General features: G+C 66.6%; 17 protein-coding genes and 1 tRNA gene. 10 read left to right on the top strand and 8 right to left on the bottom strand.

Features of this window, described 5'->3' with window-relative positions:
- Window positions 1-47 precede the first annotated feature (47 nt).
- Entirely contained in the window at window positions 48-767 is a 720-nt protein-coding gene (fabG, locus tag ACIPUB_RS19090) for a 3-oxoacyl-ACP reductase FabG (RefSeq protein ID WP_310287271.1), read from the bottom strand.
- A gap of 294 nt (window positions 768-1,061) precedes the next feature.
- On the opposite strand from fabG, the gene ACIPUB_RS19085 reads away from it, so the two are divergent.
- The 3 genes from ACIPUB_RS19085 to ACIPUB_RS19075 are packed head-to-tail and all read left to right on the top strand — an operon-like array spanning window position 1,062 to window position 2,914.
- The gene (locus ACIPUB_RS19085; RefSeq protein ID WP_407608821.1) at window positions 1,062-1,706 is read left to right on the top strand and encodes a DUF3099 domain-containing protein; all 645 of its coding nucleotides are present in this window, start codon (window positions 1,062-1,064) and stop codon (window positions 1,704-1,706) included.
- Window positions 1,703-1,975 (top strand): acetone carboxylase, encoded by a 273-nt coding sequence (locus ACIPUB_RS19080; protein WP_407608820.1) that lies wholly within the window; start codon window positions 1,703-1,705, stop codon window positions 1,973-1,975. Before ACIPUB_RS19085 ends, ACIPUB_RS19080 begins: the two co-directional genes overlap by 4 nt.
- A gap of 6 nt (window positions 1,976-1,981) precedes the next feature.
- Window positions 1,982-2,914 (top strand): SURF1 family protein, encoded by a 933-nt coding sequence (locus ACIPUB_RS19075; RefSeq protein ID WP_407608819.1) that lies wholly within the window; start codon window positions 1,982-1,984, stop codon window positions 2,912-2,914.
- A 16-nt stretch (window positions 2,915-2,930) separates the two neighbouring features.
- Here the strand turns inward: ACIPUB_RS19075 and ACIPUB_RS19070 are convergent, their stop codons facing one another.
- The 4 genes from ACIPUB_RS19070 to ACIPUB_RS19055 all read right to left on the bottom strand — a co-directional run bounded on the left by ACIPUB_RS19070 (window position 2,931) and on the right by ACIPUB_RS19055 (window position 7,680).
- A complete protein-coding gene (locus ACIPUB_RS19070) occupies window positions 2,931-3,398 on the bottom strand; it encodes a GNAT family N-acetyltransferase (protein WP_407608818.1) in 468 nt (155 codons plus the stop codon).
- Between the two features lie 221 nt (window positions 3,399-3,619).
- On the bottom strand, window positions 3,620-5,221 hold the full coding sequence (locus ACIPUB_RS19065; protein ID WP_407608817.1) for an ABC-F family ATP-binding cassette domain-containing protein: 1,602 nt from the start codon (window positions 5,219-5,221) through the stop codon (window positions 3,620-3,622).
- A 183-nt stretch (window positions 5,222-5,404) separates the two neighbouring features.
- Entirely contained in the window at window positions 5,405-6,670 is a 1,266-nt protein-coding gene (locus ACIPUB_RS19060) for a GTP pyrophosphokinase family protein (RefSeq protein ID WP_407608816.1), read from the bottom strand.
- Between the two features lie 203 nt (window positions 6,671-6,873).
- Window positions 6,874-7,680 (bottom strand): DUF2637 domain-containing protein, encoded by an 807-nt coding sequence (locus ACIPUB_RS19055; protein WP_407608815.1) that lies wholly within the window; start codon window positions 7,678-7,680, stop codon window positions 6,874-6,876.
- Between the two features lie 481 nt (window positions 7,681-8,161).
- Between ACIPUB_RS19055 and ACIPUB_RS19050 the strand changes: the two genes are divergently transcribed.
- Together ACIPUB_RS19050 and ACIPUB_RS19045 are read left to right on the top strand one after the other, a co-directional pair.
- Complete coding sequence (locus ACIPUB_RS19050) at window positions 8,162-8,794, top strand: uracil-DNA glycosylase (protein ID WP_407608823.1); 633 nt, start codon at window positions 8,162-8,164, stop codon at window positions 8,792-8,794.
- A gap of 46 nt (window positions 8,795-8,840) precedes the next feature.
- Window positions 8,841-10,307, top strand: a complete 1,467-nt coding sequence (locus tag ACIPUB_RS19045; protein ID WP_407608814.1) for a DUF2079 domain-containing protein — start codon at window positions 8,841-8,843, stop codon at window positions 10,305-10,307.
- 346 nt (window positions 10,308-10,653) lie between these two features.
- Here the strand turns inward: ACIPUB_RS19045 and ACIPUB_RS19040 are convergent, their stop codons facing one another.
- Genes ACIPUB_RS19040 through mptB (ACIPUB_RS19030) form a run of 3 tightly spaced genes read right to left on the bottom strand, consistent with a single transcriptional unit; the run spans window position 10,654 to window position 15,238 of the window.
- Window positions 10,654-11,979 (bottom strand): glycosyltransferase family 87 protein, encoded by a 1,326-nt coding sequence (locus ACIPUB_RS19040; protein WP_407608822.1) that lies wholly within the window; start codon window positions 11,977-11,979, stop codon window positions 10,654-10,656.
- A 53-nt stretch (window positions 11,980-12,032) separates the two neighbouring features.
- Window positions 12,033-13,643, bottom strand: coding sequence for a polyprenol phosphomannose-dependent alpha 1,6 mannosyltransferase MptB (gene mptB / locus ACIPUB_RS19035; protein WP_407608813.1), 1,611 nt, complete (start codon window positions 13,641-13,643; stop codon window positions 12,033-12,035).
- Complete coding sequence (gene mptB / locus ACIPUB_RS19030; RefSeq protein WP_407608812.1) at window positions 13,640-15,238, bottom strand: polyprenol phosphomannose-dependent alpha 1,6 mannosyltransferase MptB; 1,599 nt, start codon at window positions 15,236-15,238, stop codon at window positions 13,640-13,642. Before mptB (ACIPUB_RS19030) ends, mptB (ACIPUB_RS19035) begins: the two co-directional genes overlap by 4 nt.
- A gap of 384 nt (window positions 15,239-15,622) precedes the next feature.
- Here mptB (ACIPUB_RS19030) and ACIPUB_RS19025 point away from each other — a divergent pair, with 384 nt between their 5' ends.
- From ACIPUB_RS19025 to def, 5 genes are all read left to right on the top strand, one after another.
- Window positions 15,623-15,829 (top strand): hypothetical protein, encoded by a 207-nt coding sequence (locus ACIPUB_RS19025; protein ID WP_264271225.1) that lies wholly within the window; start codon window positions 15,623-15,625, stop codon window positions 15,827-15,829.
- A gap of 143 nt (window positions 15,830-15,972) precedes the next feature.
- Window positions 15,973-16,590: an oligoribonuclease gene (orn, locus tag ACIPUB_RS19020; protein ID WP_407608811.1), complete on the top strand. Its 618-nt coding sequence runs from the start codon at window positions 15,973-15,975 to the stop codon at window positions 16,588-16,590.
- A gap of 140 nt (window positions 16,591-16,730) precedes the next feature.
- Window positions 16,731-16,806 (top strand) — tRNA-His (locus ACIPUB_RS19015).
- A gap of 88 nt (window positions 16,807-16,894) precedes the next feature.
- The gene (locus ACIPUB_RS19010) at window positions 16,895-17,203 is read left to right on the top strand and encodes a hypothetical protein (RefSeq protein WP_407608810.1); all 309 of its coding nucleotides are present in this window, start codon (window positions 16,895-16,897) and stop codon (window positions 17,201-17,203) included.
- A gap of 78 nt (window positions 17,204-17,281) precedes the next feature.
- Window positions 17,282-17,854, top strand: a complete 573-nt coding sequence (gene def / locus ACIPUB_RS19005; RefSeq protein WP_407608809.1) for a peptide deformylase — start codon at window positions 17,282-17,284, stop codon at window positions 17,852-17,854.
- Window positions 17,855-18,035: the final 181 nt, after the last annotated feature.

The raw sequence follows: 18,035 nt of genomic DNA, 5'->3' as shown, positions 1-18,035 counted from the left end.
GAGCCCTCCCCCCTCACCGGAGCGGGAAGGGGTCATGCTGGATGGTGCTAGTGGCCCATGCCCAGTCCGCCATCGACGGGGATAACGGCTCCGGAGATGTACGCAGCTTCGTCGCTGGCGATCCAGCGCACGACGTTAGCCACTTCCTCGGGCTCTGCGAAGCGGTTGGCCGGGATGGAAGCCAGGTAACCCTTCTGCGTGGCCTCGGGCAACGCGGCAGTCATGTCGGTGTTGATGAAGCCAGGTGCCACGACGTTGGCAGTGATGCCGCGCGACCCCAATTCGCGGGTCAGCGAGCGGGCGATGCCCACCAGGCCCGACTTGGAGGCGGCGTAGTTGATCTGGCCCGGGGAACCGTAGAGGCCGACGACCGAGGAAATCAGGACCACGCGGCCCTTGCGCATCTTGATCATGCCCTTGGAGGCGCGCTTGATGACGCGGAACGCACCGGTGAGGTTGGTGTCGATCACGGAGGTAAAATCGTCCTCGTTCATGCGCAACAGGAGCATGTCGCGCGTGACACCGGCATTGGCAACCAGCACCTCTACCGGCCCGTGGGCCGCTTCAACCTCGGTGAACGCTGCATCGATGGAGGCGGTGTCGGTGACATCGGCCTGAACGCCCAGCAACCCCTCGGGGACCTCCCCGCTGCGGTAGGTGATGGCGACCTTGTCGCCGTTGGCTTCGAAGGCGCGGGCGATGGCCAGGCCAATTCCGCGGTTGCCTCCGGTGACCAGCACGCTGCGGCCGGTGGGGGTTTCGGACATGGGTCCTCCATAAAGAAGTTCTGGGGTGGGCAGGGGGTATGCGCATCCAATTCTAGCCGGAGCCTTGCCAACCCCGTCCTGTACCCGCTGTTCAGCGAGTCATCTTCAAGTGACCGGTGTGTACTGAACCGGTGAGCCAGAATCGGAAAACCATTGCACGGCAAGGGGACACCCCCCTGAAGTGCGGCCCCCGGTCGGGCCCCGCACGGAGTTTACCCTCGGGGGCAAGGCAAGGATTCGTAAGGCGGCGCAAGTCGGTGAGACAATGGTGCTTAACGGATCGACGGAAGAACCATGAGCGAGCCACATAACAGCCATCACCACCATGACCAGGGCCAACCGGTCCATCGGATCACCGAGGCGCAAGAGTCCCACACCGTGGAACAGCACTCCCGCGTGCTCAAGTACACGATCTCGATGTCCGTGCGCCTGGCCTGCTTCATTGCTGCCTTCTTCGTGCACGGGTGGCTGCAGTGGACCTTCCTCGCCGCCGCCATCGTCTTGCCCTACGTCGCCGTCGTCATCGCCAACGGCGGTGCGGACGTGACCAAGCGCCAGCCGGCAGCCGAATACTTCGCGGGCGATGACCCGCGCCAGCTTGCGTCCGGCACCGCGGCACCGGACACCGGGAACGACCAGACCCATCCAACGCCCTCCGGCGAACCCACGACCGAGGCGGCCCCTGCCCGCCCCTGGACTGCCGGTGAAAGCTACGAGTTCGACGAGTTCGGCGAAACCGTTACAGAGCGCGCAGCCAAGGACGATGCTTCCGGAAGCGCTCAGCCTGATGGGTCGGACGCCTACTGGGCGGCTGTCGACGCGCCCTACCCGCAGGAAGCGCCCACCACCATCGACGGGAGCTTTGTGGAAGAAGCGGACCAGTCCACCGAACCGGGCCAGCCCGCGGCCGGCCATCACCGACACGGGGGCACTGCATGAGTATCTTTGATTCACTCGGAGGGGGCGCCAGCCTGCCCCAGGGCCCCACCGGGCCCCCGAAATGTTCGCGCAAGGGATGCCGTGCCGACGCCACCGTGGCATTGCTGTGGAACAACCCGAAGATCCACACTCCGGAGCGACGGAAAACCTGGTTGGCCTGTGTCGATCATGCCGACTGGCTCGAAAACTACCTCACCGAGCGCCTGCTCTTCAAGCAGCGGCTGCCGCTCGAAGACGCCGCGCCCGGCTCGAGCACCCAAGGAGAATGAAGAAGCGTGTATCGATTCCTGGCAAGCACCCGCTGGATTGGCTGGCTGCTGCTCGTGTGCCTGTTCGCCACCACCTTCACATTCCTGGGCAAATGGCAGATGGACCGCCGTGAAGGCGCCCTGACCGAAATCTCCCATGTGAAGCTGAACTACGACGCCGAGCCGATCCCGTTCGCCCAGGCTCAGGGTCTCTTCGAGGAACTGCCCAGCGACGGCAAATGGACGCCCGTCGCCCTGCGCGGCAGCTACCTGGCCGATGACCAGGTGGTGGTGCGCAACCGCATCTCAGGATCCCGCCCCGGCTACGAGGTGTTGGTCCCCTTCCGCACCCTGGAGGGAACCACCGTAATCGTTGACCGCGGTTTCCTGCCCATCGGCAATGACAACTCCGGGCGCCCGGACGCCATCCCCGCGCCGCCATCGGGAACCGTGGATGTCGAGGTCCGGCTCAAGGCCGGAGAGCCGACGCTGGACCGCGGGGCACCCGAGGGGCAGCTGGCCTCGGTGGACCTGGCCACCTACGAGCGGCAACTGGGATACCCCGTGGCCACCGGCAGCTACGGACTGATGTACCTGGAGGACCCGGCTCCGGCCGCGGCACCCACCCAGCTGCAGCGCCCCGAGGAAGACGAGGGACCGCACCTGTCCTATTCCTTCCAGTGGTTCGCCTTCGGCGTGCTGGTGTTCATCGGTTTCGGCTATGCGGCCAAGCAGCAGGCCAGGATCAACCGCGAGGACCGCGAGGAGCGGGCGGCGGCCGCGCTGCGTGGCGAGGAACCGGTGCTGCACCAGGCGCACCGGCTGCGCAGAAAGCCCAAGAAGCTTGTCCGCCGCGACGGCAGCCCCACGGACGAGGCCACCGAGGATGCCTACCTCGATGAGCTGGAACGCAAGGCCGCCGCCGCACGGGACGCTGGGGTAGCGGGCCCCCGCTCCTAGCCCCACGCCGCCGGCCCTACGCGCTGAAAGGCGTCGTTCCCGGGGCGAATGCCTCTGCCAACGCTGCCCATTCGATGAACACCGATTCGTCATCCACCGTGGCACCCAGGGAACCATAGGTCGCCAGGGCAGCGACATTCCCCCTTTCGGTCCCGGTCCACATCCCCGTGCAACCAAGCGCCAAGGCTTCAAGTGCCAGTGCGCGCAACAGTGCGGAGGCGATGCCACGGCGCCTGTGGCTCTCCGCGACACCCAGCTCGTAAACGAACATTTCCGGTTCCTTGTCGGGATGGCGCATCACGACGCCGGAAACGAAGCCGACGGCGGTTCCGTCAGCGGTTCTTGCCAGCAGCAGCCGGTGACCCGGCATGGCCAGGAACTCCGTGGCACCGTGCTCGCTGACCGGGAAATCGAACAGGTCGGAGGCCGCGACCAGCTCGGCCGGGCCTGCAGCGGGGTCGATTGTCCAGGCGGTGGGGTCCATGGTTCCGTCCTGTGGCGTACAGGGGGGTGGCAGCAGACCAGCGCGATGGAACGGGTCCGGTACGCCGAAGCTACCTCCTGCCCGGCACCGCGCGCAAGGGGGCGGGATCGATGCGCTTCGGGCACTGTCGGCGGCATCGCTCCCCCGGCTGCGGACATGAAAAAGCCCGCCCTCCCGATGGCTGCCGTTGGCAGGGGCGGGGAAGGCGGGCCGAATCCTGACTAGGCCAGGGTGACCAGTTCTAGGTAGGAATCGTTCCAGAGGTCCTCGTCGCCGTCGGGCAGCAGCACCACACGGTCGGGGTTCAACGCTGCAACCGCGCCCTCGTCGTGCGAGACCATGACCACGGCGCCGGTGAAGTTGGACAGTGCCGAGAGGATCTCGGCGCGCGAGGCCGGGTCCAGGTTGTTGGTGGGCTCATCGAGCAGCAGCACGTTCGCGCTGGAGGCCACGATGGTGGCCAGGGCCAGGCGGGTCTTCTCGCCGCCGGAGAGCACGCCCGCAGGCTTGGAAACGTCGTCGCCGGAGAACATGAAGGAACCCAGGATGCCGCGGACTTCCGCATCTCCCATGTGGCTCGGGGCTGCCGAACGCATGTTCTCGAGCACCGAGCGGTCCACATCCAGCGTGTCGTGCTCCTGGGCGAAGTAGCCGATCTTCAGGCCGTGGCCCGGGATCAGGTCGCCGGTGTCGGGGTTGGAGACGCCGGCGAGCATGCGCAGCAGCGTGGTCTTGCCGGCGCCGTTCAGGCCCAGGATGACGACCTTGGAGCCGCGGTCGATGGCCAGGGAGACATCGGTGAAGATCTCCAGCGAACCGTAGGACTTCGACAGGCCCTCGGCCATCAGCGGGGTCTTGCCGCAGGGTGCCGGATCCGGGAAGCGCAGGGCCGCGACGCGGTCGGCGACGCGGACGTCGTCCAGCCCGCCCATGAGCCGGTCCACGCGCTTGAGCATGGACTGCGCGGCGGAGGCCCCCGAGGCACGTGCCTTCATCTTGTTGGCCTGCGCGAGCAGCGTGGTGGCCTTCTTCTCGGTGTTGGCGCGCTCGCGCTTGCGGGCCCGCTCATCGGTCTCGCGCTGGGCCAGGTAGCGCTTCCAGCCCAGGTTGTAGACGTCCATGGTGGCGCGGTTGGCATCCAGGTGGATGACCTTGTTAACCGTGGCCTCAAGCAGCGAGGTGTCGTGCGAGATCACCAGCAGGCCGCCCTGGTGGTTGGCCAGGAAGCCGCGCAGCCAGGTGACGGAGTCAGCGTCAAGGTGGTTGGTGGGCTCATCGAGCAGCAGCGTCTCGGCGTCCGCGTAGAGGATCCGGGCCAATTCGACGCGTCGGCGCTGGCCACCGGAAAGGGTGGACAGCGGCTGGTTGAGCAGGCGGTCGGGCAGGGCCAGGTTGTTGGAGATCGCAGCGGCCTCGGACTCAGCGGCGTAGCCGCCGCCGGCAATGAACTCGGCCTCGATGCGGTCGTACTGGCGCATGGCCTTGGCAGCAACGGCCTCGTCCTCGGAGGCCATGTCGTCCTGGCACTTCTTGAGCTTGCCGACGATGATGTCCAGGCCACGGGCCGAGAGGATGCGGTCGCGGGCCAGCTGCTCCATGTTGGGGGTCCGCGGGTCCTGCGGCAGGTAGCCGATGGATCCCGTGGTGGTGACGGCGCCGCCGGCGGGCAGCGACTCCCCGGCCAGCACGCGCGTCATCGTCGTCTTGCCGGCACCGTTTCGCCCGACGAGGCCGATCTTGTCGCCCTTGTCGATGCGGAACGAGACGCCCTCCATGAGAAGGCGTGCGCCGGCGCGCAGCTCCAAATCGGCAACGGAAATCACAGTGAGACCTTTCGGTAAAGTTTTGGGGCCCTGCTGGGCAACCTACCCAGTCTACGCGGGTGGCAAGCCCTTTGGCGTGATGATGCGTTCAATCTCACGCCGGATCCACGCCGGGGGCCCGCATCCGGCGCATTTGAGCCCCCGACGGCACACGATGTGCGGTGCCGTCGGGATCTGAAGTGCTCAGGACTTGGCGTTGCCCTTGGCAGGTTGCTGGTCGGCCTTGGCGCCACCGGACCTGGGCGCAGCCTTGGATTCGGGCTTCGAATCGGCCTTCGCCTCGGCCTGGGATTCGTCCAACGCTGGTCGCGCCGCGGAGGCCAGCAATCCGGCGGCGGGCGCCGGCACGGCAGTGTTCTGGGCCTGCTTGATCCGGTAGGCGTCCATCTGCACCAGGCGGCGGCGCAGTGAATCGGCCCGGTGCGCATCCCCTCCGCTGGTGGCCTCGATGTGGGTCGTTCCGAAGTGCCACAGCAGTACGTCGTCGAGGAGTCGGTCCGGTCCCGGCGAATAGCGGTGGTCAAGGGCCGCACGCACCGAGGTGATGACGTTGGGTTGGAGCAGCGCGGCAAATTCGCGGGTCCGGGAAAGCCCGTGGGCGGCGAGCAATTCCGCGGCCCAGCCCCAGTCGTCGTCGGACTTGCGGTCCACGTGTGGCAGCAGCGTCTGCCAGATGAACTGGATGCGACCGGCAGCCAACGGAACGGCGCCTTCGCCCTCGGCGTCCCAGAAACCGGTGACCGTCTCGAAGCGCTCGTGCAGTTCGGAGAACTGGTCTTCCACCGCCTCGAGCATCGCGGCGGTGGCGGTGAACTGCCGGTCGATGTGCGGGCTCCAGGCGCGGGGCTCGGCGTTCTTGAAGCGGATGTCGTGTTCGATCTCGCTCCACGCGTGGGAAAGGATCGTGCGGATCTGCACCTCGAAGACGAAGTTGCCGGTGATCTTGGTGTCCCCGCCGAGCTTCGCCTGGAAGTCGCGTACGACCTCCTCGCCGCGGGTCTTGAGAATCAGGTGGCGGGAGGAATAGCCGTAGGTTCCCGACTCCACCGAGCCGATGTCCTTCTCCCGGTCGGAGCGGCAGTCGAAGTCGGAGCGGCGGCGCTTGATCAGGTTCGCCGCTTCGCGGATCTCATGCGGCAGCTTCACGATCACCCGCACTCCCACCAAGTCGTGGATCTCGCGCAGCGGACTGGGGAACTCCAGCGCGGGGGTTTCCCCCTCCTCCCCCACCAACATGCGGGAGGCCTTGTCACGGAAGGACTCGACGGTCTTGACCCGGCTGACGACGAACAGCGGGGTGTTCTCGGTTTCGTCAAAGAGGGACTCGATGCGGGTGCGCATGGCCTCGGCGACATGTTCCAGCATCGGGCGGGCAGCGGCATACCGCTCAACGCTGCCCCGAACCTGGTCGCGCAACGAATCATCAAGGGTTTCCCAGGGGGTGCCCACACATGCCTCCTACAAAAACGGCTGGTCGGGGGTGCTCATGGATCAGCTTATCAACTGCCGCTTCCCGTCATTTGTGGCGGCGCGGCAGCGGACGCAAAGTTTGTAGCCCTTGCGGGAGGGCATGGAAAAGCCCGCGGCCCGCTGAAGCGGGGACAACTCCCCGGAACAACGGTCCGCGGGCTTCGGCGCGCGGGCGCAGGTGCCTAGCTCTTGGCGTCCAGCGATTGGGCAACCTCGTCGTAGAGCGGCGAGGGGCCGTTGGCGTCCATGGCCTGGGCCTTGCCCGAAGGGAAGGCCCTGGCGGCGTTGGAAGCAGCGGCGGCCGGGTTCTTCGCTCCGGCGGACGGGGCCGCGGCCGGTTTTGCGCCCGGGGCGCTCTTGCCGGCGTCGGCGCGACCCTCGGCCCGGGCCCGTGCGGTGGCTTCGGCCAGTTGCTCCTTGGCCGCAACCAGGCGTTCGGCCTCGGCTGCCTGTGCGTCGCTCATCGCAGCCTGGAAGCCGTCGTCGTAGGCCAGCCCGTACTTCTCGGCCTCGACAGCCTCCTCGTCGTATGCCGCAATGGCGCGTCGCTCGGCGGCTTCGGCCTTCTTCTGGTACATGTGCACTGTGAGGTGGGTGATCGCCAACAGGACGACCGGCGGCATGGCCGCCACCAGCGCGGAAACCACCGGCGGGATGTCGGACTGCATGGCGCCGACGGTCAGGATCGCGTGCACGGAGTTCGCGGCCGTGGAGACGAAGGCGCCGAAGAAGAGCAGCGTCCAAGGGTAGATCATGGCGCGGCGGTCGTGGCCGTTAAGCGCAACGATGGCCACCGTGGAGGCCACGATCATGCCGTCAACGATGACCGGCCAGATCCAGGCCAGGTTTTCGTCGATGCCCGAGCGCTGGGCAAGGTCGGTCAGGGCGGCGAAGGACAATACGAATGCGCCGACGGCGATCACGACGGTCGCAGCCACCGCGGTGCGCAAGACGGCCTTGTGCGGCTCGTTCGGGATCTTTTCATTCATTTGGCTGGATGCCTCAATCGATCGTGGGTCTGGTGATGCGCTAACGGTGGCCCTCCGGACATGCCACGGCATGTTCCCCCCAGTGGCTGACCACGGTCAATCCTATGTGCTTGCACCCGCGCCGTCCGACCGCGCAGCCCCGGGTCCGGCCCATGGTGAATCACCCGGCCAAGGCTGCGGGCCAAGAAGAAAGCACCAAGTAAGCCCACCGATTGTGCGCCCCGATGCGGGATCTGTGCCAATCATCACCATCGGCTCGTGGCGGCCGAGCCTGCCCAAACGGCCCGCGAGCGGCTATTGTTAAGCGTGGATCAACCCTGCGTTCACCTTGGGGCATGACAGCCACCGGAACCACTTCGATCCCACTCCCCCCGCTCTAGCAGCATTGACATGGTTATGGACGTGTGTCTCCTCATTGGATCACGCGCGCCCGCAACGACGCCCCATGTCTCCGTACCACCAGCAGGAGAACCTCACCTTCATGACAGCCATTGCCCCGGACCACGTCGAACACTCCCTCATGGAACGCCGCTACGAGGAGCAGATCGAACCCGTAAACCGTCTTCTGGACGAGACCCGCGCGCTTCGACCCGCCACCTCCGTTTCCTACGTGGACCCGATGCACAACATCGAGGAAGCCCGGATCATCTCGCTGTTCTCCAACATCGGCACCGCCCATGAGGGTGGCTTCATCGACGCCGGCTCGCAGGAAGCGGCGACCCGCATGCTGGGCATGCAGTGGCAGCTGGGGCTGCGTCCCGAGTTCATCCTGCCGTGGAACGTGCACCCGTGGCACACCCCGGGCGAGGCCAACGGCAAGTTCACCCCGCCGCAGATCACCTCGGGCCTCAAGCCACTGCTTCGCCTGCTGAAGGTCGTGCCGCGCGCATCTGTCCTGATCGCCCACGGCACCGAGGCACACCGCCTCTCCGAGCAGCTGGTCAAGACCCAGAACCCGCTGCTGTGGCGTCGCGGATTCAAGACCTACAAGGTCAAGTCGCTGGACGGGCGCGCCTTTGCCGGCTCCCCGGAACGCCAGCAAGCCCACCTTGAGGAAATCTACGCGGCATACGCCGACGCGATGGCCCGCACGGGTCTGGCTCCCGCCAAGTAACACCATCGAATCGTCCACGCAGCGACTTGCGGATAAACTCGAGTCCATGCCCAACAACACCCCCGCTCCCGTGAGCCGCGCCCAGAAACTGCAACTGGGAGCGGCAATGGTCCTCGCGGGGGTGTTGTACGTTGCGCACTCCTTCCTGCGTTTTGCCAACTTCGAATCCCGCGGCTACGACCTGGGCATCTTCGACCAGGCGGCCCGGCAATACGCCATGTTCAAGGCACCGATCGTGCCGATCAAGGGCGTGGACTTCAACCTGCTGGGCGACCACTTCCACCCGATCCTGGTGCTGCTGGCACCGTTCTACTGGATCTGGAACGACCCGCGGATGCTGGGCATCGTGCTGACGCTGCTGCTCATTTCCACCGCGATCCCCGTCTACCTGTTCACCAGGCCGCGCTTCGGGCACCTCGGCGCCCTGCTCACCGCCTCGGCGATGCTGCTGTGGTGGCCGTTCCAGGCGATCGTGAACTGGGAATTCCACGAGGTCGCGTTCGGCGTGCCGGTCATGGCATGGATCATCTGGGCCTTCGACCGCTCCCGCCACTGGCTGGTTGTGGGCCTGTCCGCCGTGCTGCTGCTGGTGCGCGAGGACATGGGCATCACCATCGTGGCCGTCGGCATCGTCATGCTCTTCCACAAGCAGTGGGCCAAGGCCGCGCTGCTGGCGGTCGCGGGCCTGGGCGGCTACGTGGTGGTCACCAGCTACCTGATCCCGCTCTTCTCCCCGGCCGGTGAATTCACCTACTGGCAGTACACCGCGCTGGGCGCCAGCGCCGGGGCGGCGATCCTCTTCCTGCTGACCCACCCGTTCCAGTCGATCGCCATCCTGTTCGACCACGAGCTCAAGGTCGCGCTGTGGTTGCTGAGCTTCCTGCCGCTGGCGCTGCTGCCGCTGGCCTCCCCGTACGTCATCCTGGGCGCGCCGATGCTGCTGAGCCGGCTGTTCAACGACCGCCTGAACACCTGGGCGCCGGTGTACCAATACGACGCCATCATGGCCCCGATCCTGATCCTCTCCGCCGTGCACGTGCTGGGCAAGCTCATGGAGCGCTTCGGCTGGAAAAAGATCCGGGTCATTGCACCGACCTTCCTGCTGGCCTTCGCGCTGATCGGCACGTTGTTCTTCCATTCGGTGTTCCCGCTGGGTCGCACGCTCACCGGCGCCAACTGGGCACCGGGCACGCTGGTCGCCGCCAAGGAACGCGCCGTGGCGATGATTCCCGACGGGGCCTGCGTCGAAGCAGCCGACACGCTGGTGCCGCACCTGACCACCCGCACCTATGTGGGCATGCACGGGGACATCGGCACCGGGCTCTCCAACTGGATGATCATCGACTTCAACGAGCAGGAACTCGGCGGCTGGGATCCGTTGAACCCGCCGCAGGCACTGGAACGCGCGCACGCCCTGGGATTCGAGGAAGTGGCTCCGCTCGACGAAGGGCTGCTGGTGTTGCACCGCGACATCCCCGTGGCACCCGTCTGCTCGGACTACCTGGGTCGCTAGCGACCGTTTCAGCCAGGGACTCCTGGCGGGGGCCGCACCGTAGTCGGGTGCGCCCCCCGCGCTTTCCGGGCCGGTGCCCACCGCCTCCCATCGAAATCCGGGTTAAGGAAGTGTCCTCCCGGACTCCAGCTCCCAACCTGCCGCCCCGCCGGATAACCGCTCGGCCCGACGTGCGCCTTGATGTGTGCCGGCTCCGGGGCCACCCGGTGATGCGTGGAGGCCGGAGTCCAATCCGGCTGCCCGGGCCCGGGTACGCAAAAGCGGGATGAGAGCCAGGTTGTCCTGGATCCCATCCCGCCGGTTCAGCGTAGACTCAGACTGGATTGCGCCGGCCGGTTGCCGGGCATCATCGGCTGTTCGCGGTCTTGCTCCCAAGCACGAACTGGTCCTCGAGCCCTTCCAGCGGTCCTGCCAGCGGATCGTCGAGACCCTCGGCCCGCACCACGTCGCGCTCAGGGTTCCGGATGTCGCCGATGATCTTGACGCAGATGTAGACGAGCATGCCCATGTGCGCGACGATGCCCAGGCCGTAGAGGATCTCGATCGTCCAGGAATCGCCGAAGTACTTCAGCCCGGAGACCCACTTGGCGCTCCAGAGCCACACGAAGACCCAGTGGAACACCTCGATTCCCTGCCACACCAGGAATTCGCGCCACTTGGGACGGGCCAGCACGTAGAGCGGGATCAGCCACATGACGAACTGCGGCGAGTACACCTTGCCCAGCAACAGGAATGCGGCGACGATCAGGAACGCAAGCTGTGCCATCCGCGGACGGCGGGTGGCGGTGAGGCCCAGCCAGGCAATGCCCAGGCAAGCCACGCCAAAGAGCCCGTTGGACAGGTAGGACATCGTTGAGCCGTCCATGCCGGTCCAGACGAAGGCGAGCCACATCGAGGAGTTGCCGGCCGGGCGGTCCCCGGAGAAGGTGTAGAAGCGGGACCACTCGTCGAACGCGGTGAGCATGAACGGGAGGTTGACGGCCAGCCAGGCCACGGCTCCGGAGACAAGCGAGACCCAGAAGTGCCGCATGCGCCCGCTGCGCAGGCACAGCACCAGGATCGCCCCGAAGAGGAAGAACGGGTACAGCTTGGCCGCTGCGCCCAGGCCCAGCAGCACCCCGGCCAGCACGATGTGCTTCCGGGAGAACGCCAGCAGGCCCAGCATCGCCAGCATCACCGCCAGCAGGTCCCAGTTCAGCTGGGACGTGAGGATGATCCCGGGGGCAAGCGCCACCATGATCGCGTCCCGGCTGCGGTGCCGCGCCGCGTAGGCGACAGCCACCACGACGACCGCCCAGCAGATGAAGGACACCGCGGAATTGACGTCGAAATAGGCCAGCTGGCGCTCGGGCGAGAAGCCAATGCCGGGGATCACCAGCGCGGTGAGTCCGGCGAGGATGGCCAGCAGCACCGGGTATTCCAGCGCCTGTTCGGCCGGCAGCCCGGTGAAGTACGGGAAGAGCTTGTCCGCCATCCCGCGGGTTCCGAAGAGCTGGGTGAAGTCCGAGTAGCACAGGTGCAGGTGCTGCTCCGCGTCGGGCCAGCCGTTGATGCGGCACCACTGCTTGGTGAGCACGGCGAGGGACGCGCCGAGCGCGGTGAGCACCAGCAGACCTATGATGATCGGGCGCGTGGTCTCGCGGGCGTTGAACAGGTTCTTGACCGGTTGCATCACGATCCGGTTGCCTCTTTTCTGGTGGGACTTCGGGGAGTTGGAGGGGGCTGTCATTTCTTGCCCGGAAGCAGCGGCCGTCGGCGGTCAGCGCCGAAGATCGACGCGGTCTTGGGGTCGATGAACACCAGGTAACCCATGTAGGCAAGGCCGATCGCCGCGGCGAAGAGACGCACCCAGAGCAGCGAGAACCACTGGCCGACGGACAACTGGTCCACCACGCCGGAAAGCATCACCAACAGGCACAGGATGTACAGGGCGCGCTCCCAATTGACCGGGTAGCGCCGGCTGAGTGCAAAGAACGGGATCAGCCACAGCAGGTACCAGGGCTGGATAATCGGCGCCAGCACCACTGAGGCACCCAGGGCATAGCCGGCGTAAAGCAGCGGGGGGCCGGCCGGGCGGCGGATGGCCAGCCAGAACACGATGGCCAGGGAGGCGAGCCGGAAGGCCGAGAACACGAGGCCCGCAATGAAATCCAGGTCCCCGCCGAACCAGGATCCGATCCAGCCGATGAGCATGCCCAGCAACCCCACCGGCGCGTAGGGGAAGGCCGCCGAACCGGCGCCTGCCATCGCGGCGATCCAGCCGAACCAGAGCCCGGAGGCCCAGCCCAGCAGCGCCATCACGGAGGCGGCCACGATTCCGGTGTACGCCCAGGCGCGCAACTTGCTTCCCGCGCCCGCGTCGCGCCCGATCATCGCCAGGCCCAGGAAGGGCAGCACCAGCACCACGATGGGCTTGACGGCGATGCCGGCCGTGGCGGCGAGAATGCCGGCAAGGTGGCGTTTTCGGGCCACCAACACGAAGCCCAGCAAGGTGGCGCCGATCATCAGCCCGTCGTTGTGCACCCCGCCGACCATGTTCAGCAGGAACAGCGGGTTGGCCACCGAGATCCACAGCGGCCACGCTGCATCCCGGCCGGTGAGTCGGGCCAGGGCCACCACGGCGTAGGCGCAAAGCGCCACCCCGGCAACCGCCACCAGGCGCATGAGCATGACGCCGTATTCGGGCACGCCGCCGGAAACGAAGTAGACGAACCGCGCATACATCATGAAGAGCGGACCGTAGGGCGAGGTGGATTCGGCCCAGAGCGAGTCCGATCCCTGTGCGAACCAGCCCGGCAGTTGCGATACCCAGTCGCTATAGGGCGAGAGGCCTGCATGCATGAGCCTCCCCTGGCTCAGGTAGGAGTAAACGTCCTTGGAGAGGATCGGGAAGGAAAAGAGCAGCGGGATCGACCAGACCCAAATGGACTTGGTGATCGAGGCCACCGGGTCGGTGCCCGGTTCTTGCGTGCGCTGGCGCAGCCGCAGCCACGCGCGGAAGAGCAGCATCGAGCCCAACGCCAGCAGCAGCGTGCAGATGATGACCCCGAGCATCTCCACGCGCAGCGGAAGCAGGAACTTGGAGCGGGCCAGCAGGGATTCTTGCGAGCTGGGGATCCAGCCCACGCCCCAGGACCCGGCCATCACCATGATCGATGCCAGCAGGCCCTGGGCGATGGCAATGTCCGGGGAGTTCTCACCGCCGCCGGTCAGTCGGCCCAGCAAGGGGATGCGGGAACCGCGCTGGCGCAACGCCTCGAGGGCGCGGGTGGTGCCGGCGAAGCGTCGGCCGGCTCGAAGGTCGGGGGAATCCGGGATCCCGGCGGGGTTGCTCACGGGTTCGGCACCCCGGGATCCTCGCGTGGCCCGGGACCGTTCGCCGTGGCGCCGGGTTTCTTGCGCCCGGTGCGCAGCGGCCCGGCGCCTCCGCCCAACCGGGTCGGCAGCGTCGCGACAAAAAGCTTCCTGGTCCGCGGGTCCACGAACGCCAGGTACGCCATCGCGGCCCAGGAAATCCCGGTGGACAGGTGCTTGACCCACGGGTCCAGGTCGGAGAGGAACTGCCAGATGAACAGCTGGTCCGCGGCGCCGAAGGCGATGAAGAAGGCGGTGGTGACGTAGACCCACAACAGCTGCCAGTCGTCGCGGATGCCGGTGATGGCGAAGAAGGGCAGCAGCCACAGGATGTACCAGGGCTGGATGATTGGAGAGAGCACCACCAGCGCGGAGAAGGCCAGGGCCATGCGCTGGATCAGGTGCGAGGGCTTGCCCTTGAAGATCAGCAGCAGCACCAGCCCCACGGAGGAGAGCCGGCCGATGAGCTTCAGTGCCGGCAGCAGCCAGTCGCTGGGCACGCCCATGGTCGACAGCGCCCCGGAGAGCAGGGCGTTGAGCGCGCCCACGGGGGCGAAGATGACGGCACCGGTGCCGGTGCCCAGCATGACCTTGAGCCAGCCGAAGCCGTAGCCGTTGGCCCAGCCGATGACGGCCATGATGATGAAGACAAGCAGGAGCGTATAGGCCCAATAGCGGATCTTCTTCCACCAGCCGGCGTCGGGACCTGCCCACAGCAGGCCAATGAACGGCAACAGGACCAGTGTGATGGGCTTGACGCCGATGGATGCGGCAATGAGAACCACGCCGAGCACGCCCCGGCGGGTGGCCGCGTAGTAGGTGCCGGCCAACGCCAGGCCGATCATCAGCGAGTCGTTGTGCGCGCTGGCCACGAAGCTGATCAGGAACAGCGGGTTGGCCACCGAGATCCAGGTGGCCTTGGCACCGGAAACCTTGTGCAGCGCCGCGATCTTCGGCACGTAGACCATGCACAGGATCACCCCGGTGAACGCGACCAGGCGGAAGATCAACACCGAGAGGTCCGGGCTCGTGCCCACCAGCTGGTTCACCCAGAACTCCACGTTCAGGTAGAGGGGGCCGTAGGGCGTTTCGTCCTCGGCCCAGGTGATGTCGGCGCCGAGTTGGAACCAGTTGTTCATGGTGGAGATGCCATCGACGTACGGGTCCTGGCCCGCGGCCACCAGTCGACCCTGGCCGATGTAGGCGAAGACGTCGCGGGAGAAGATGGGCAGCGCCAGCAGCATCGGGACGCTCCAGGCCCACACCGCCTTCTTCACGGTTCGCAGCGAGCCTTCCGGCCAGCCGGCCAGCTGCTGGCCCAGCCGCAGCCAGGCGCGGAATAGGATCCAGCACCCCAGGGTCAGCACCACGGTTCCGGCAACCACGCCCCAGTAGTCGGTGCGGATCGCGATCAGCAGCGGGTAGCGGTTCAGCGGGGAGACACTGGCGAGCCAGCCGACACCGAAGGATCCCAACATGATCATGATCGAGCCGATGGTGCCTTGGATCAGCGGGGACAGGTGCGGCCCGCGACCCGCCTGGCTAGTGGTCCCGGCGGAGGATCGCACCGCTTTCATCTGCGCCCCGCTCCTGATTCGTCGTACCTTGGCTGGATCCACCAGGTGTGTTCTCGGCTTGCGCACCGGCTGTCCGGTCGCGTCGCGGCGGCGCCCGCGGGCGCTGAAGTCCGCGTAAAAATCAAGTCCGATCCTAGCATCGCCCGCTGGGTTTGACCCGGAGGCGGGCCCCGGTGCGCGCGAGGTCACATTGTTCGGGCGCACCGGACCGGTAAGCGCATCCACGGGCGCGTCGGGCGGTGCGGGCCAGGGCAAGTGCGGTGCCCTGCCGCCGGCACCTGAACGCGGCTGCGCACCGGGCGTGGCTAACGGGTTGGTGCGCGCGGTAAGGTGCATAGGCTGGGGGCCGGAACATTGATCGATCACAGAAGTGAGGCAATACCCGTGGGCAGGCGTGCAAAGAGTGTCGGCAGTGCGGTGCGCAACCATTCCCTGCTGGGCTGGGGTGCGTTCCTTTCGGTCCTGCTGGGGGTTGCTTCGCCGTTGCTGGGGATGAGCACCGTCGCCTCGATCGCCTTGGCCGGCACCCTGCTGGTCGTCTTCGTGATGCTGTGGCTACTGAGCGCCACGGGCAGCTCCACCAGGCACTGAGCATCGCAACTTGGCGAGGCACCCCCTCCCACAGGCTTGGCCGTCCCTGACGGGCACCCCCGCCACGGGTGTGCATTTCGGATCCGATCCCCCGCTGGCCGCGCCGCGGTCCGCCCGCGAAGGAATCGGGTAAATTGGGGTCCGTGCCTATATCAGCTGAAAAAATTGTATGGATCGATTGCGAGATGACGGGCCTGAGCCTGGAACATGACGCCTTGATCGAAGTTGCGGTCCTGGTGACGGACTCCGAGCTCAACATCCTGGGTGACGGGGTCGACGTGGTGATCAGGCCCCCCGCCGCCGCCCTGGAGCAAATGGGCGACTTCGTGCGCAACATGCATACAGCCAGCGGGCTGATCACCGAGCTGGACGCCGGCCTGGAGATGGACGCGGCGCAGAAGCTGGTTATGGACTACATCCGCTCCCACGCCCCGGAGCCCAACAAGGCACTGCTCGCCGGAAACTCCGTGGGCACCGATAAGAATTTCCTCTCCCGGGACATGCCCGAGGTCACCGAACACCTGCACTACCGGATCCTGGACGTGTCCACCATCAAGGAGCTGGCCCGCCGCTGGTACCCCCGCGCGTTCTTCCAGGCCCCCGCCAAGACCGGCAACCACCGGGCCTTGGGCGACATCCGCGACTCTATCGAGGAATTGAAGTACTACCGGGCCACCGTCATGGTCCCCGCCCCGGGCCCGGATTCGGCGTCGGCGAAGGCCGCCGCGGCCCGGATCGTCGCGCAAAGACCGGCTGATTAGGCACTGTGGTGCACAACACATGCAAAAGGGCGGCTTTCGAGTTGGCACTGGACCTCAAAGTATGTGTAAGATAGTTCTCGTTGCCCAGCAGTTCGGAAGAGATTCCGACCGGCAGGACAGCTAGCCTCAGGGCGAACTTGGTGGGTATAGCTCAGTCGGCAGAGCGTCTGGTTGTGGTCCAGAAGGTCGCGGGTTCAATCCCCGTTACTCACCCCAATGAAGCCGCTCCGGAAACTTCCGGAGCGGCTTTTGTCATCCCACCACGCTTCACGTCGTTGCACGGCAGAGAGGGCCGGACCAGCAGATGGAACGCAGGATCTTCGGTGAAGACCACGGTCACGTCCGCGAGATCGCCACCGGCCACCTGGACCGGGAGAGGGAACACCGGATGCCCCGCTCTCCGTGGGAGGTTGCGGGCAGCCCAGGTGCAGCTCCGTTCCCCCCAAAAGGCCACGTCGATCAGCGCCCAGGCACCGCAAGCGGTGGCTACGGCTACATCGTGGAGACCCCGGTCGCGCGGGCGTTCCTGGCCGCGCCGCTGCCGACAATCGTCGGAAACACCAGCAAGAACAGGCCTGAAGGCATCGGCACCTCGCTACTCGCCGACGCCTGAGCAGGCCATCGCCCCGGGGGCCGCCCCCGCCGCTCCCCTCCCCTACCCGATCCCCCCCTGAAAGCCCTAGGAGAAGCCTTGAGTATTCGTCCGGTCACCATTTACGGCGAGCCCGTGCTGCACACGCGCGCGCAGGAAGTCACCGAGTTCAACGATGAACTTCGCGAACTCATTACCGACATGTACGACACCATGGATGCGGCCAATGGCGTGGGCCTGGCTGCCCCGCAGATCGGCGTGGGCCTGCGCATCTTCACCTACGTGTACGAGAACGACGACGGCGCTCCGTCCCGCGGCGTGGTGGTCAACCCGCGCCTGACCCTCTCAAAGGTCTCGCAGGCCAACCCGGATCCGGAAGAAGAGATCGAGGGGTGCCTCTCGGCCCCCGCGCTGAACTTCCCGCTCAAGCGCGCCGATTACGCCCGGGTCGAGGGATTTGACGGCGACGGGAACGCGATCTCCTTCGTGGCGACGGACTGGTTCGCCCGCATCATGCAGCATGAATACGACCACCTTGACGGCTACCTCTACGTCGACAAACTCAACGACAAGTGGGCGCGGCGCTGGAAGAAGGCCAAGAAGTCACTGGGCTGGGGCGTGCCCAACCTGACCTGGATGCCGGGAACCGACGAGGATCCCTTCGGCCACTGAGACGCACCCGTTCCCGCATCCCCTCGCCGGGGAGCCGTGGATGCGGGCACCATGCAAGAAGCGGGGGGGGGGGGGGGGGGGGGGGGGGGGGGGGGGGCGCCCCCGGGTGTGAGAGGAGTGGGGGGGGGGGGCGGGCCCCGCGGGGGGGGGGGGGGGGGGGGGGGGGGGGGCCCCCCCGCGC

Source organism: Paeniglutamicibacter sp. ORCA_105, assembly GCF_045798545.1.
Lineage (GTDB): Bacteria > Actinomycetota > Actinomycetes > Actinomycetales > Micrococcaceae > Paeniglutamicibacter > Paeniglutamicibacter sulfureus.
The sequence above is the reverse complement of the archived record's forward strand: the minus strand, read 5'-3'. Positions and strand labels throughout refer to the sequence as shown.